Annotated in this window: 10 protein-coding genes; all 10 read left to right on the forward strand. The window is 37.2% G+C overall.

The genetic code is table 11. The annotated features are described in order from the left end of the window. Nucleotides 1–1,549, forward strand: a 1,549-nt coding sequence (locus V7659_RS20805) for a cache domain-containing sensor histidine kinase (RefSeq protein ID WP_335541943.1), incomplete at its 5' end; no start/stop codon positions are given. 36 nt (nucleotides 1,550–1,585) lie between these two features. Next, nucleotides 1,586–2,791, forward strand: coding sequence for a response regulator transcription factor (locus tag V7659_RS20810; RefSeq protein ID WP_335541945.1), 1,206 nt, complete (start codon nucleotides 1,586–1,588; stop codon nucleotides 2,789–2,791). Next, nucleotides 2,791–4,674 carry a substrate-binding domain-containing protein gene (locus V7659_RS20815; RefSeq protein ID WP_335541946.1) on the forward strand — a complete coding sequence of 628 codons (1,884 nt, stop codon included), beginning with the start codon at nucleotides 2,791–2,793 and terminating at the stop codon, nucleotides 4,672–4,674. Before V7659_RS20810 ends, V7659_RS20815 begins: the two co-directional genes overlap by 1 nt. A gap of 255 nt (nucleotides 4,675–4,929) precedes the next feature. Then, nucleotides 4,930–6,900 carry a family 43 glycosylhydrolase gene (locus V7659_RS20820; RefSeq protein ID WP_335541948.1) on the forward strand — a complete coding sequence of 657 codons (1,971 nt, stop codon included), beginning with the start codon at nucleotides 4,930–4,932 and terminating at the stop codon, nucleotides 6,898–6,900. Between the two features lie 104 nt (nucleotides 6,901–7,004). Then, nucleotides 7,005–9,749, forward strand: a complete 2,745-nt coding sequence (locus tag V7659_RS20825; RefSeq protein WP_335541950.1) for a family 43 glycosylhydrolase — start codon at nucleotides 7,005–7,007, stop codon at nucleotides 9,747–9,749. A gap of 348 nt (nucleotides 9,750–10,097) precedes the next feature. After that, nucleotides 10,098–11,108, forward strand: coding sequence for a substrate-binding domain-containing protein (locus V7659_RS20830; protein WP_335541951.1), 1,011 nt, complete (start codon nucleotides 10,098–10,100; stop codon nucleotides 11,106–11,108). Between the two features lie 24 nt (nucleotides 11,109–11,132). Then, nucleotides 11,133–12,938: a cache domain-containing sensor histidine kinase gene (locus tag V7659_RS20835; protein WP_335541952.1), complete on the forward strand. Its 1,806-nt coding sequence runs from the start codon at nucleotides 11,133–11,135 to the stop codon at nucleotides 12,936–12,938. 34 nt (nucleotides 12,939–12,972) lie between these two features. Further along, nucleotides 12,973–14,205, forward strand: a complete 1,233-nt coding sequence (locus V7659_RS20840) for a response regulator transcription factor (RefSeq protein ID WP_335541954.1) — start codon at nucleotides 12,973–12,975, stop codon at nucleotides 14,203–14,205. 214 nt (nucleotides 14,206–14,419) lie between these two features. Further along, nucleotides 14,420–15,493 (forward strand): multiple monosaccharide ABC transporter substrate-binding protein, encoded by a 1,074-nt coding sequence (gene chvE, locus V7659_RS20845; RefSeq protein ID WP_335541955.1) that lies wholly within the window; start codon nucleotides 14,420–14,422, stop codon nucleotides 15,491–15,493. A 79-nt stretch (nucleotides 15,494–15,572) separates the two neighbouring features. Continuing rightward, a partial coding sequence (locus V7659_RS20850) for an ATP-binding cassette domain-containing protein (RefSeq protein WP_335541956.1) occupies nucleotides 15,573–16,449 on the forward strand: 877 nt, incomplete at its 3' end.

The raw sequence follows: 16,449 nt of genomic DNA on the forward strand, positions 1-16,449 counted from the left end.
AAGCAGGACCGAAAATGTAAGCGATTTTTTGCTCGTACAAAAGTCCTCTGCGGGTCTGCTATCTAAAATAAAAACGCAGATGAAAATGTATACGGATACACACCCAGAGATTGCTGGGGTTTTAATAGTTAATAAGTCCGACTTGTTAATTAGTAATGAAATGTCCAGAACGACAAGGGACCCTCTAACCAATGAGAGTTGGTATAAGCAAGCAGCTAATGCTCCTTCAGTGATTCATTTGGAGAGCAGGCCAATCGGCAGGAATCTCACCACAAGTCCAAAATACAGCGCGGATGAAGTACTTTCAGTCACCAAAGCGGTCATAAATGAAAAAACAGGTGAAGTTTTGGGAGTTATTCTGATAGATTGGAAGCTTGATACTATTAATAATGAAATCCGGAATATGGGCTTTGGTGCGCATGGATTTGTATACGTTATAGATGAGCAGTCCCGTATAGTGTACACCCCAGTAAATAAAATCGTATATCGTATAAAGGATTCTTGGTTCAATAATAGAAAATCAGGAAGTTTTATTAAAAACATTCAAGATACTGATTTCCAGGTGATGTATGACTACTCTGAATATACAAAATGGAAGATTGTTGGAGTTTTCTCAATTAACGAAACGCTTGCTTTTATAAAGGATATGAGATGGACTGCAGGAATTATAGCAATGGTTGTGCTAATTTTGGCTATTTTTGCAGCCGCTTTTTTCACTTCGTCAATTACAAGGCCACTCGGTCAACTTAGCTCACTTATGAAAAAAGCAGCACAAGGAGACTTGGACAATAAATTTGAAAGTAAAAATGAAGATGAGATTAAACAGCTTGGAGACAGTTTTAATAGTATGATTGAATCGATTAAAAACCTTCTCAACCTGATTAATTTGATAGAGAAACGAAAGCGTGAGGCAGAGTTAAAAGTTCTGCAAGAGCAAATTAAGCCTCATTTTCTTTACAATACATTTGATACCATTAAGTGGATGGCCATGGAATATCAAGCAAAGGACATTATGGACGTGATTGATGCGTTGACAAAACTTTTTCGGATTGGGTTGAGTAAGGGAAAAGAAAGTATAAAGGTATTAGAAGAAATCGCGCACATAGAAAGTTATTTGATTATTCAGATGACTAGATATGAAGATAAGTTTGATTATGTTATCGACGTGCAGGAGGAAGCAAGAGAACTTTTTGTTCTCAAACTCATTTTACAACCACTAGTAGAAAACTCGATTTATCATGCTATTAAAACCAAGAGAGGCCGAGGAAAAATACTAATTCAAGTAAAAATCATTGACAACAAGCTTTTCCTTAGTGTAACGGATGATGGAAGTGGAATGAATCCAGAAATGATAACAAAATTAAATCAACGACTGCAAAAAACAGGGATGATAGGCGGTGAAGATTCGAGCGGATATGGAATGTTAAATGTAAATGAAAGAATAAAGCTCTCTTTTGGAAATGACTACGGGTTAAATGTTCATAGCATAGAAAATCAAGGTACAACAGTAGAGATTTGGCACCCAATCGTACGAGATGTGTCAAGTTGATAAGTTTTTCTTTCATTTTAATAGGGGGGGATGAAAGTGTTGAAATTACTTATTGCTGATGATGAACCTAAAATTATTAGGGGTTTGAAAAAATCGCTGAATTGGGATGAATGGAATATACAAATAGCAGGTGAAGCTCAAGATGGGGAGACTGCATTTGAGTTGGCGCTGGAGGTTAAGCCTGATATTCTTTTTTTGGATATTAATATGCCTTTCCTTAATGGATTGCAATTGATTGGAAAACTGAAAAATGAACTGCCTTCGTCCATTATTATCATAATTAGTGGACATGATGAATTCTCTTACGCTCAGGAGGCACTGCGATTAAATGTATTTGAATACTTACTAAAACCGGTTAATCCTGATGACCTGAAAAGAACGGTTACCAAAGCGGTTAACCATCTGAATGAATCTAGAAGAAGTAATCAATTGGTTCAATGGATGAATGAACAATTGGAAGAGAATGTTGATTTGGTTAGAAACAGTTTTCTGTGCAAGTGGGTTAAAGGGCAGTTAAATGAAGAAGAAATTCATAAGCAACTCCACTATTTTCGTCTAGATTGGGAAAAAGTTGGAATTTTTGTAATTAAGCCTATCAGGCTAGCAGTAGAAGGAAATATCGGAGATGCTTGGGAAATGGACCTATTGTTTTTTAGCATGCAAAACATTATCAATGAATTACTCGATGCTTTCGAGCCGCGTGTTGTCTTCCGGGATGAAAGCAATCATATTGTAGCAATGATACCTACGGAAGAGTTAGGGCCAATGGATGTATTATGTGACCAATTTGAAGAGGTTATCGAAAAGTTGACAGGTAAAAAAATAATGATAGCCAAAAAAGTTGTAGAAAAGCCACCAACCGAAATCCCAGATGTTTATAGTCATTTCATCAAAGAGCTTAACGAACAATCTATGATTATGCCTGTTGTTATTTTGGCTAAAAGATATATTGAGAGACATTACTACAAACAAGATTTAACCCTCCAGGAGGTAGCTCAAGAAGTTAATGTTAGTCCAAGTTATTTAAGTAGGCTTTTAAAGGAAGAATTAGGTTCTTCCTTTATCGATTACTTAACCCAAGTCAGGATTCAATATGCCATTAAATTTATGGAAAACCCATCATACAAAATTTATGAAATTGCGGATAAAGTCGGTTATAACACTCAGCATTATTTTAGTACAGCTTTTAAAAAGGTAATGGGTGTATCTCCTTCAAATTATGTTAAGGAGGCAGGGCATTAGTGAAAGCCGGGTTTCGGTTTAAGAAAAGATATTGGATGACAATTTTAGTCTTAATTATCCTTGGATGGTTTGGCTATATATCAGCGCAAGCTTCTCACCAGTCGAATGAGGGGACAAAATTTGTTATAGGTGTGTCCCAGGCAAATTTAACTGAACCTTGGCGAGTAGCGATGAATAATGAAATTAAAAGTGAATCAAATCGATATAAAGATTTGCATGTAATTTATACTGATGCAGCTCATAGTATTGATAAACAAAAGCAAGATATTAATAAATTACTTGATTTTGGGATTGACTTGTTGATTATCTCCACTAATGATTCCAAAAGTTTAACACCTATAATCGCTAAGGTGCATAAAAAAATACCGGTAATTGTTTTAGGTCGAGCAATCGATGGGTATGATTATAGCTTATTTATTGGACCAGCCAATGAGGTCATTGGCAGAAACGCCGGACAATTGGTGGCAGATCTGGCTGGAGATAAAAAAGTAAATTTAGTAGAAATACAAGGACTCTCCCAATCACCTCCAGTGATTGAAAGAAGTAAGGGCTTCAATGAAATAATCAAAAATCATCATAATATTCACCTGGTGGATACGATAGTTGCAGATTGGAATAGAGATAAAGCCGAAGATGAGGTAATAGAGAGGCTAAAAAAGAACCGCAAAATCAATTTCGTCTTCGCTCATAGTGATGCAATGGCTCTTGGGGTACATAGGGCATTTGAAAAAAAGGGAATTCAAGGAGTTAATATCATTGGCGTGGATGGACTAGAAGATGATGATGGAGGACTTGATTTGGTTAGACGTAACATTTTGAAGGGGACCTTCGCCTATAGGACGGGTGGCAAAGAATCTATTCAGTATGCAATGGATCTATTGCAAGGAAAATCGGGTATTCCGAAAAAAATTCTTTTACGTGTAAATAAAATTACGAAAGATAATCTGGACCAATATGTACAAACAAAACAGAACACATTAAATATTCCTAAACAGCAAAAAAATCAGATTGAACTAGGATTTGTACAAGTTGGTGAAGAGAGCAGCTGGCGAGCGGCCAATTCTGCTTCAATCAAAAAAGCGGCTCAAGATTTTGGTATCGAGCTTAAATTTAAAAATGCCAACCAAAGTATAGATAATCAAATCAAAGCTATTCGCAATTTTATTCGGGAAAGGGTAGATGTCATTGCGTTTTCACCTGTTGTACAATCGGGGTATGAAGATGTTCTGAAAGAAGCTAAAATGGCTGGAATCCCTGTGATTCTGACGGACCGTGAATTGAACCTTAAAGATGATTCTCTTTGGCTGACTTCGATTGGCTCTGATTTTCAGGAAGAGGGAAGGAGAGCTGCCAGATGGCTTTTAGGACAAACCAAAGGAGTAAAAAAGAACATCAATATTGTAGAATTGCAGGGGACACCGGGTGCTTCCCCGACTGTTTATCGGAAAAAGGGATTTGAGGAGCTGCTAAGAAATCATTCGAACTATCACATCATCGCTTCTCAATCAGCGGATTTTACGAAAGAAGCAGGCAGGAGTGTCATGAAAGATTACCTAGAAAAGTATGGGGATGAAATTCAGGTAGTTTACGCCCATAATGATGACATGGCGCTGGGAGCGATTGAGGCCATCGAAGAGTATGGGAAAAGGCCTGGTAAAGACATTTTGGTCATTTCAGTAGATGCTACAAAAGAAGCCTTTAATGCCCTGTTTGCAGGTAAATTGAATTTGACAGTGGAGTGTAATCCTTTGTTAGGGCCAGAATTAATGAAAGTTATAATGGATTATAAGGAAGGAAAAGAGATTCCGGTCAAAATCGTCACAGAGGAAGGGATCTTTAGTCAGGAGAACGCCAAACGGGATTTCATTAATCGGGCTTATTAATAATAGAACTTAACCAGGTACAGTACAGGCCTTGAAACCACGTTAAGAGTGGTTTTAAGGTCTATTTTTATTTTATGTATACTTATTAAACTAGTAAGCAAAGTTTTTATCGAACAAAATTTTGCTATAAAAATAATGTGTTGTATTTTATAAAATATCGTAGATTTTTATAAAGATTGTCTACAACTGATTTGATATACTCTCACATATGAAAGCGTTTAAATATTATCTTTTAAGGAGGTATTACACAACCCTATGAAAAAAGTAGTTTCGAAAATTATGTTATCAACACTACTATTATCATCCTTTTCAACTGCAGCCTATGCAGAAAACCCTATTATTAAGGATAAGTTCACCGGAGACCCGGCAGCGCTCGTTCAGGATGACAAGGTTTATCTCTATGCAGGACATGATGAAGCTAGTGCAGGTGGAAACTTTTATTACATGCCTGAATGGCTCATTTATTCTACAACAGATATGGTGAATTGGAAACAAGAAGGATCTCTCAGCGTCAAGGATACCTTTTCATGGGCAAGGGAAGATGCCGCATGGGCGAGTCAAGTAATAGAGAGAGACGGTACCTATTATTGGTATGTAGCCACTAATAATAAGGACGGTAGTGGATATTGTATTGGTGTAGCTACCTCCCAAAGTCCAACTGAAGGGTTTAAGGACGCACTTGGAAAGCCATTGATTACCAATCAAATGACCACCTCCAACATTTCATGGGATGATATTGACCCTACAGTTATGATCGATGATGACGGACAGGGGTACCTATACTGGGGAAATTCGTATCCATACTATGCAAAGCTCAAACAGAACATGATCGAGTTAGACGGGGATATTCAAAAGGTTACCATCAATAACTTGAAAGGTGGTTTCACAGAAGCTCCGTGGATCCATAAGCGGAATGGCAAATATTATTTATCATTTGCTCATAATTGGCCAGAAGGTCTAGCTTACGCAATGAGTGAGAGCCCTACCGGTCCATGGGAATATAAGGGAGTGCTTATGGATCCGTTCACCTCAGACCCTAATGATAAAAACAATAGTAATACAAGTCATCAATCCATTATTGATTTCAAAGGAAAGTCGTACATTATTTATCATACCGCTGCTTTGCCAACCGGAAGTTCATACAGACGCTCAGTCTCAATCGATCGATTATACTACAATCCCGACGGCACAATAAAAAAAGTGGTCCCTACTTCCACAGGCTTGGATGGTGAAGGACAAAAGCTGCAGTCGTACAGTTTCCTAGACCGCTATATTAGGCACTATAACAATGATGCACGGATTGATCCTTTAGACGCATTGAATATTTCAAATTTTGATGCCAGATGGCAGATAGTCCCTGGACTAGCGAAATCAGGAGAGGAGTATGTTTCCATTCAGTCAGTGAATAAGCCGGGATATTATTTAAGGCATAGTAATAATGTTCTCGCTCTTGTAAAAAATGACGGTACAGGTCTTTTCAAAGCTGATGCCACATTTAAAAAGGTGCCAGGTTTATCGGATTCGAACTGGACTTCCTTTCAGTCATATAACTTCCCGAATTTATATATTAAGCAAAAGGATTACTTATTGAAGTTAGAGCAAGTGAATACCGAAGGGGATAAAGAGAATGCAACTTTTAAGATGTCAGAAGCAGATGTAAAGGATGTCCAACTAAATATTGATAGTCTTACACTACAACAAAATGATGAAAGCAATTTGTCTGCTATTGTATTACCAAATAGTGTACTTAATCAAAAAGTGACTTTTTCTTCCAGTGACCCTAATGTGGTATCCATTTCTAAACCAACATATGATCCTGAAGATGGTAAGACAACTGTTACAATTACTGCAAAATCTCCTGGTAATGCTGATATCATTGCCACAACCGACGAAGGGCAATTTACTGATTCGGCCACAATCAGTGTAGAAAAACAGAAGCCTGCAACTATAAAAGATTTAAAAATATCTGTGAATGATAGAAAAGTTGTAATTGAAGGTTCCTTGACTCAGAAAAAAGGAACGGATGTGGCGGTTAGAGTTACAGCCCCAAATGGTAAATTGGATTATCTTGATCAAATTACAACGGAAGACGACGGTAAGTTCAGTTATGTATTTACACTTTCGAATCATGCAGCCGGTAAATATGATGTCAGTCTCGGTGCTACAGACTTAAGTGAAATAGTGAATACCAGCTTCCAATATAAGCTCGGACCACAAAATCATTGAATATCTTGGAATACTTAACTAGGTATCTAAGCACTAGTTTAGGAGAAAAAATCTAATAATCTAAAAAGTCAATTTTATATAAGAATCATAAGGAGGGATTAAATATGAAGTTGAAAAAAACAATTCATTGTGCACTGGCAGTCACACTTTTGTCGGTTCCAACAACGGTTGTTCCTTCTTGGGCTGCAACAGTAACTCCAGAAACAACAAGTGCTGTTCAACAGTCAACTGGAAGTGTTTCAGTAACAGAGGAAGGTCTCACATCTTGGTATAAATTCGATAAGTTAAGCGGGACATCCATAACTGATGCCTCTGGTCATGGCAAGGATGCCACCGTTATGAATGGGGCTTCCCTAACTACTGTGGATGGCAGGACCGGTATTGATCTTGATCATACAAAAAGCCAATATGTGCAACTGCCATCAGGTATTATGAGTACTCTGGATGATTTCACCATCTCCACATGGGTATATTTGGATTCAAAAACAGGTGATTGGACTCGAATTTTTGATTTCGGAACAGGAGCTAATGCAGGTAAAATCTTCCTTACAGAAAACTTGTATTTGGATATAGTAGGACGAGTTGCAGATGCTACTCCAAGTGCTCCTAAGGTCGGTGAATGGACACATATCGCTATCAGCAAAACCGGGACAGCTTACACAATCTATGTAAATGGTAAGGTTGGTGCTACGGGAACTTCAACCAAGAAACCGTCCGATTTCGGGGAAACTGCCTATAACTATATCGGAAAATCGAATTGGCCCGATCCTTATTTAGACGGTAAAGTAAGTGATTTCCGCATCTATAATATAGGATTGAGTGCCGAAGAAATCCAGAAGGTTATCTCAGAATCTATGACCGACCAAGAAGCCGTTGGGAGGGTTGCGGGAACTCTGACCCTTGGTGATACTTCAAAAGTCATTCAAGATTTAAAATTACCTGTGACTGCTGACGGGGGGGTATCAATTTCTTGGAAATCTGACTCACCTTCAGTAATTTCCAATACAGGTGTAGTGACAAGACCTGCAAAAGACCAGAAGGATGCAAGTGTTACTTTGACAGCGGCAATAAACCGGAATGGTTATTCAGAAACGAAAAACTTTAACGTCACTGTGCTGGCTGACAGTATCGTTTCGATTGATGAAGTGAATCTGAGAACAATGGTAGATTTCCCGCCAAAGTTTCCTAAGAAGGTAACTGTACATCATTTCGATGGTCATACTGAGCAACTTGATGTAGAGTGGGACCCTATTTCAAATGATGATTTCTCACAAATTGGGAAGCTTGAAGTCAAGGGGTCAGTTTATGGTACCAAAATCCAGCCCGTTGCCAATATAAGTGTTACTAAGATTGCTAAAGTTGACGAGGTGAACGTTAAGACAAAACAGGGCACCGCTCCACAGCTTCCATCTACTGTAGACGTACATTATAGTGACGGATCTACTGGAACACTCAATGTGGATTGGGCAGAAGTGAACAAACAAGATTATTCCAAAACCGGAACCTTTACTGTAAAAGGCGAGGCGACAACCTATGAATATACTGACCCCTTGATTGAGCAAAGAGCAGATCCTCACATTTTTAAACATACGGATGGCTATTATTATTTCACAGCATCGGTACCTGAATATAACCGCATTGTGTTGCGGAGAGCAAAAACTCTTCAGGGCCTTGCCACAGCAGAGGAAAAAGTAATTTGGACCAAACACGCTACTGGGGATATGGGAGCGCATATTTGGGCACCTGAAATCCATTTTATCGACGGAAAATGGTACATTTACTTTGCAGCGGGAGCAGCGGAAGATATTTGGAAAATCCGTCCATATGTTCTCGAGTGCGGAGATGCGAACCCACTCACTGGAACATGGACAGAAAAAGGCATGATGCAAAAACCAGCAGGCAGTACGGCCTTCACCAATTTTTCTTTAGATTCCACCACATTTGAGAACAATGGCAAACGTTATTTCGCCTGGGCACAGAAGGATGGGGGAAATTCAAATCTCTATATCGCGGAAATGAGTAATCCATGGACGATTGCAGGGAAACCGGTTATGATCTCCACTCCGGATTACGCTTGGGAAAGACAGGGATTTTGGGTCAATGAGGCACCGAGTGTTTTAAAACGTAATGGGAAAATATTCATGACTTTTTCTGCAAGCGCCACCGATGCTAATTATAGCTTGGGGTTATTGACCGCTTCAGATACTAGTGATTTATTAGATCCTAAATCATGGAAGAAATCGCCAGAACCAGTGTTGAAAAGCGATGAAACAACGGGCCTGTACGGACCGGGACATAATGCCTTTACTATAGCGGAAGATGGGAAAACGGATATCCTTGTTTATCATGCCCGCTCCTACAAGGATATACAAGGGGATCCCCTGTATGATCCAAACAGGCATACAAGGGTGAAGAGAATAACTTGGAATGCTGATGGTACACCGAATTTCTCAGGTGTTCCAGTAAACGGAAAAGTACCAGGACCTACTATCCCGGTAGAGGCAAAAGTAACTGTTGGTGACAATGCGGAATTTTCGGTCGTCACTGATTTTAGTTCATCAATACTACAACCGAAAGAAAAGTTAAGTGCTAAAGTTCAGGTTACTAGCAATAAAAGCATTACCCAATCTATTTTAGTGACAATGGTTCTATATGACGGTGAAAATAGATTAGTAGACTCCCAATCTCAGACCCAAAGCATAGCAGCAGGTTCTAAGTCATCTTTTTCTGTGAGTATGAAGCTTCCTTCCAAATTGGATGGTCACAAAGTGAAGGTATTTGTGTGGGAAGGCGAGGATATTGAATCCTCATCACTAAAGCCTGTATCGGCACCGAAAGTTTTGGAATAAAACTAGGATATGTAATAGGTAGTATCAAAAATATATAAGTAAAAATAGAAATGCCAAATCAGCCAAGTGCTTTTTAAAAAAAGCCTTGGCTTCTTCGCATTTATCCTCTCCCATAGATGATAATAATAATTCAATTTACCTTTCAAGCTAGATTCATCAAAAAATAGCAGATTATTATAAACAATTCTTGATTTTTATAAATACATTTATTGTTTTTTTCTTTAGAATCATTCAAAGAGAAAAGAGTGATATAGTCCTCTAAAAAGAGATGAGGACAGTTCGAATTGTATGTACAGTGAGCTTTTATTGTAATCGCTTTCTCTATGATTTTTGGAAGGGGGTTCATAAGTGAAAAAACTATTACTAATTTACGTCTTTCTGTTAATCTCCTACTTTCTTTATATGTATGACTATCATTTTAATGAGTCGCACTTATCCCATTTAGAGAAAATTCAAAGAGAAAGCCAAGAGGGAATTAGTGAGAAGTACGTAATGGTTACTTTTCAGTCAGGAATTGACTATTGGAAAGGCTCTTTAAAAGGGTTTGAGGATGCAGCTCAGAAGTTGAATGTATCAGTTGAGTACCGTGGAGCAACACAGCATGATATACATGAACAAATTACTGTGATGGAACAGGTAATAGCCAAAAAGCCTGCGGGTATTGCGATTTCTGCTATCGACCCAGACGCATTATCTAATACTTTCGAAAAAGCAAAGGATGCGGGTATTCCAATAGTTTTATTTGACTCAGGTGCTTCCTCGGACAACGTGTCTTCTTTTTTGGGCACTGATAATTATAAAGCTGGCATAGCGGCAGCTCAAAAGTTAGTTGAATTAATGGGTGGTACAGGAAAAGTGGCTGTTATAACATCACCAAATCAATTAAATCATCAGGAAAGAACAAAGGGATTTTTAGACACAGTTAAGAAAACTGCAGGAATAGAGGTGATAGCAGTAAAAGATGGAAAAGGAGATCAGTTTGTTTCAAGTAAGGTCGCCATGGACCTCTTAAAGAAGCATCCGGATTTAAAGGGTATTTTTGCTACAGAAGCCAATGGAGGGGTTGGGGTCGGTGAAGCTGTTGGTCTTCTGAAGAGAAATCAAAAAGTGAAAATTGTGAGTTTTGATACAGATAAACCAACTCTGGATTTGATAAAAGACGGTACTATTTCTGCAACCTTGGCTCAAGGTACTTGGAGGATGGGTTTTTGGTCTTTACTGTTTTTATATGATCTCCAACATAAAAATTCTCCAATAATAAAACATGAATTTTCAGATCAACCTCAAATGACATCATATGTAGATACAGGGATTTCTATTGTTACTAAAGAAAATGTAGAAAATTATTATGCAAAGTGAGCCACCAAGAATATGAGAGATTTGATGAAATTGGACAAAAATAAGCTATTTATAATAAACAATCTTCCAATACGTTTTAAGTTAATTGTTCTATTGATGTTAATCAGTATTCTGCCTTCCATTGGTCTAGGGGTTCTTACGGGATGGACTGTAGATCACATTATAGAGAGACAAGTGAATCAAAATACACTTCAGCTAATTGGTCAGGTCAATAAAACATTGGATTTTTACGCTGGTAACATGCAAAACATGAGTTATTTGATAGCTTTTAACCCGGAAATTAAGCAATTTTTATACGAGAAAAAAAGTCAGCAAGGCAAACGCTTAAATGATGATTATCAGATACAAACATTTCTGCAAGGGCTTACAACCTTGTATCCAGAAGCAGCAGGCATTCTTGTGGTAAACAGCAATGGTCAGTACATCAGTAACGACATGTATACCCGCTCAAAGAAAAGCCTTACGGAAGAATCGTGGTACCAAGCTGCTGTAGAAAGTGAAGGGATTTTCAAAATCTTAGGACACCCCTCTAACAGAAACATAACAAGCCATGTACACTACAAGGATGACGAGGTTGTGTCAGTTGTACGAGCTATTTTAGACCCTGATACCCAGCAAGTAAAGGGTGTTATATTAATTGATATGAAATTGAGAGTGATATCGGAAGCAACAAAAGATGTTCGCTTAGGGAAAACTGGTTATTTAATGGTGATTGACGATAAAGGCGAAAATATCTACTCGCCATCCGAGCCCTTTCTAAACAAGATTCCGAATGATTGGTTCCATTCAAATGATGCCGGTAATTTCTCTAAACAAGTCAAGGACAATAAGCTTCAATTCATTTACAGAAAGTCTCCTTTTACCGGTTGGACAACTGTAGGTGTATTTTCTACAAAAGAATCAGTATTCGAGGTAAGGGAAATTCATTTTTATGTAATAAGTTTCGTTTTCTTCGTGTGTTTGTTTGGCCTTGGGGCCTCCTATTATTTATCCTATTCTATGTCAAGACCCATCAGGCAACTCATGTCGTTTATGCGAAAAGCGGAGTTAGGAGATTTTTCAGTCCGTTACAGAGGAGAACGAATGGATGAAATAGGATTACTTGGACGCAGCTTTAATACGATGCTTGTTCAAATTAACAAACTTATTACACTAAATGAGCAGCAAGAGCGCCAAAAACGTGAAGCTGAACTACGAAGTCTACAGGCTCATATTAAACCTCATTTCCTTTACAATACATTAGACACAATTCATTGGCTGGCCCGTAAAAAAGGTGCAGAAGATGTTGCTGAATTGGTAGAGTCGTTATCAAGGCTTTTCCGGATTGGGTTAAGTAAAGGTAACGATATAATTCCTCTAAAAGAAGAAATGGAACATATAAGCAGTTATTTAAAGATCCAAAAAGCTAGATATCAAGAAAAATTACATTACACATTAGATATTGCTTCAAATGTAGAAAAGATCAATGTATTAAAACTTGTATTACAGCCAATTGTAGAAAACGCTATATATCATGGAATCAAAGAGAGGCGAGGGCCTGGTCATATTATTATAAAAGCAGAAGAACATGAAGGAAATATAGTTTTCTATGTAAAAGATGATGGGAAGGGAATTCCCAATGAAAAGCTGGAAGCTCTAAGAAGTAAATTGGGAGTGTTATACACTCAATCTCAACACTGTAAAGGAAGTGAGAATTTCGGGTACGGAATGATTAATGTCCAAGCCAGAATTAAACTGACTTTTGGTGATGCATACGGTATATCAATTGATAGTGAAATAGGTAAGGGTACAACAGTGAAGGTTGTACTTCCTGCCATTAAAGAAAAATGAAGCGATGATAGTGTTCGAAAGGGGAGAAATTTGTGTGCAAAATCATTGGAAGGTATTGATTGCTGATGATGAACCGATTATTCGGGAAGGTATTCGTGAATCGGTCAATTGGCAAGAACTTCATATGAAGGTTGTCGCAGAAGCGGAAGATGGAGAAGAAGCATTCGAACTTGCCATCGAATATTCAGTAGACATCTTGCTGGTAGATTTGAATATGCCAATTATGGATGGTTTGACCTTAATTAAACATGTTCGAGAAAGTTTGCCTAACTGTAAAATTATCATTATTTCAGGTCATGACGAATTTACTTATGCCCAAGAAGCATTACGCTTAAATGTTAATGATTATATTCTCAAACCTGCAAATCCCGTTCAATTGAAAAACGTTCTTCAGAGTATTAGAAGTCAGCTGGAGGAAAGAGAGCAGCAAAGTGAGTACTTAGCACTAGCGGAAGACCAAATCATTAAAAATATCCCTCTCTTACAGCAAAACTTTTGTCAGGAGTGGTTGAAAGGGAATTTGACAGAATCTGATATTATTAAGCAACTAAAATTCTTACAATTGCCTATACAATGCCCGAAACAAATTGGTCTCATCCAATGTCATGAAATTTATATCAATAAACCTTTATTGAATGAAAATAATGAGCGATTATTTAATTTTACTGAAGATATCGTAGCTGATGTACTTGAATCTTTCCAAAAAGTTGTTTTTCGTGACCCTTCAGGGTTCATTATAGTTTGTATTTGGGGATGTGAACAAGAAGATTTCGTATTATTGTTATCAAAGAAATTAAAAAATTTTATGAACACGACACCGAATATGCACTTTGAGAAAGTTAAAGGAGAAACATTTGTGATTTCTGAAACTTATAGACATTGCGAAATAATGATTTCTGAAAATTTAAAAATCTCTCCGATCGTCCGGCGAGCGAGATCCTATCTAAGCGAACATTTTTCAGAAACAGATTTAACATTGGAATCATTGGCACAGTATCTGCACGTATCTCCTGTTTATTTAAGCAGGATCATGAAAAAGGAATTAGGGACTTCTTTTGTTAGTTTGATTACAAATATGCGTATCAGCAAGGCGATTATGCTATTAAATTCTACAGAACTTTCTATTCTTGAAATCGCCGAAAAAATAGGTTATGAAACGCAGCATTATTTTAGTACTGCTTTTAAAAAGGTAATGGGTGTATCTCCCAATCAGTATCGAAAAGGTGCCGGTTTTTCAGTTTCGATTTCTAGTACAGAATTGTTGTAATATCGTTTTTTAGTAAGATTTAAATTATGGGACAGTCCAATTGTAGTAATTTGGAATGTCCTTTTTTGTATTCAGTAAATTATTGAAAGCGCTTAAAAGTAAGTTAAATTTTTATAAAAATAGTTGTTTTATTGAAAAGACGAGAAAATGACAGGGTGATATATTCATAGCAAGGAAAAAAAATACAACCTAAAAAACCAAAGGGGCGATTCAGATGAAAAAGTTGTTGTCGGTTTTTATGTTAATAACATTGTTATTTTCGTTGGCAGCATGTGGAAGTAAAAGTACAAGTGGAGATAGCGGGTTTGTAGGTATTGCAATGCCTACAAAGTCATCGGAAAGATGGGTAAGTGACGGTCAAAATATGAAAAAAGAATTTGAAAAGTTAGGGTATAAAGTGGACTTGCAATATGCAGAAGATGTAGTAGAGAATCAGGTATCTCAAATCGAGAATATGATTACGAAAGGTGTAAACGTTTTAGTCATAGCCTCAATTGACGGTGAAGCTTTAACAGATGTTTTAGACAAAGCAAACAAGCAAGAAATTAAAGTCATTGCATATGATCGTTTAATTAAAAACAGTAAATATGTCAGCTACTATGCAACATTTGATAATTTTAAAGTAGGTGTTCAACAAGGCTCTTACATTGAAGAAAAATTAGGTTTAAAAGCAGGAAAGGGCCCATTCAATATCGAGTTATTTGCAGGCTCACCAGATGATAATAATGCTTATTTCTTCTTTGATGGAGCAATGTCAGTATTAAAGCCGTACATTGAATCGGGGAAATTAGTCGTAAAAAGCGGTCAAAATTCATTTGATCAAGGAGCCACATTAAGATGGGACGGCGCAGTTGCACAAGCAAGAATGGATAATCTATTAAGTGCTCACTATACTTCTGACAAGGTGGATGCCGTTTTATCTCCATATGATGGAATTAGTATCGGTATCATATCATCTTTAAAAGGTGTTGGGTATGGATCAGCTGCTAAACCACTTCCTATTATCACTGGACAAGATGCTGAACTAGCTTCTATTAAATCAATAATAAATGGTGAACAGACACAAACGGTGTTTAAAGACACTAGGGAATTGGCTAAAAAAGCCGTTTCTATGGCCGATGCAGTTTTAAAGGGGAAAAAAGCTGAAGTGAATGATACCAAAACGTATGACAATGGAAAAAAAGTCGTTCCTTCCTATCTATTAGAACCTGTTTCTGTTGATAAAACTAACTATGAGTCTGTACTAGTTGACTCGGGATATTACAAAAAGGAAGAACTGAGTAAATAATAAGTGATGGAAATGAGTTAGTGACCGTTGATTAACTGTCACTATCTCATTTTATCAAATTGTGAGGGTGTGGTGAAATATGTCAAAGATTATTTTAGAAATGAGGAATATTACAAAAGAGTTCCCAGGAGTCAAAGCTCTTCAAAATGTAAATTTAAAGATAAAAGAGGGCGAAATTCACGCTTTATGTGGAGAAAATGGGGCTGGGAAATCCACATTAATGAAGGTATTGAGCGGAGTCTACCCACATGGTTCCTACACTGGGGACATTCTGTTTAATGGGAACGTTTGTAAATTCAAAGACATCAAACAAAGTGAAGAATTAGGTATTGTTATTATTCACCAAGAACTCGCATTAATTCCATACCTATCAATTGCTGAAAATATCTTCCTTGGTAACGAACAGGCGAAAAATGGAATTATCAATTGGAATGAAACTGTGATAAGAACGAGAGAACTGCTGAAAAAGGTAGGATTAAACGAATCACCAAATACAAAAACGGCAAACTTGGGCGTTGGAAAACAACAATTAACAGAAATAGCGAAGGCACTTTCCAAAAATGTAAAATTATTAATATTGGATGAACCAACTGCTGCTTTAAATGAACACGATAGTGAAAATCTATTAAATCTATTATTAGAATTAAAGAAACAAGGCATGTCAGCCATTATTATATCGCATAAATTAAATGAAATTTCCAAAGTGGCGGATTCCATCACAATTCTGCGTGACGGTCAAACCGTAGAAACACTAGATATGAAAAAAGATAAAATTTCAGAGGATAGAATTATCAAGGGAATGGTTGGAAGAGAATTAACGAATCGCTATCCAAAAAGGGAAGCGAAAATAGGAAATACTATTTTTGAAGTGAAAAACTGGAATGTCTTTCACCCGTTGCATACGAATCAAAAATCTATTGATAATGTGAATTTTCATATTCGAAAAGGTGAGATTG

The organism is Neobacillus drentensis (assembly GCF_036966985.1).
Lineage (GTDB): Bacteria > Bacillota > Bacilli > Bacillales > Cytobacillaceae > Neobacillus > Neobacillus drentensis_E.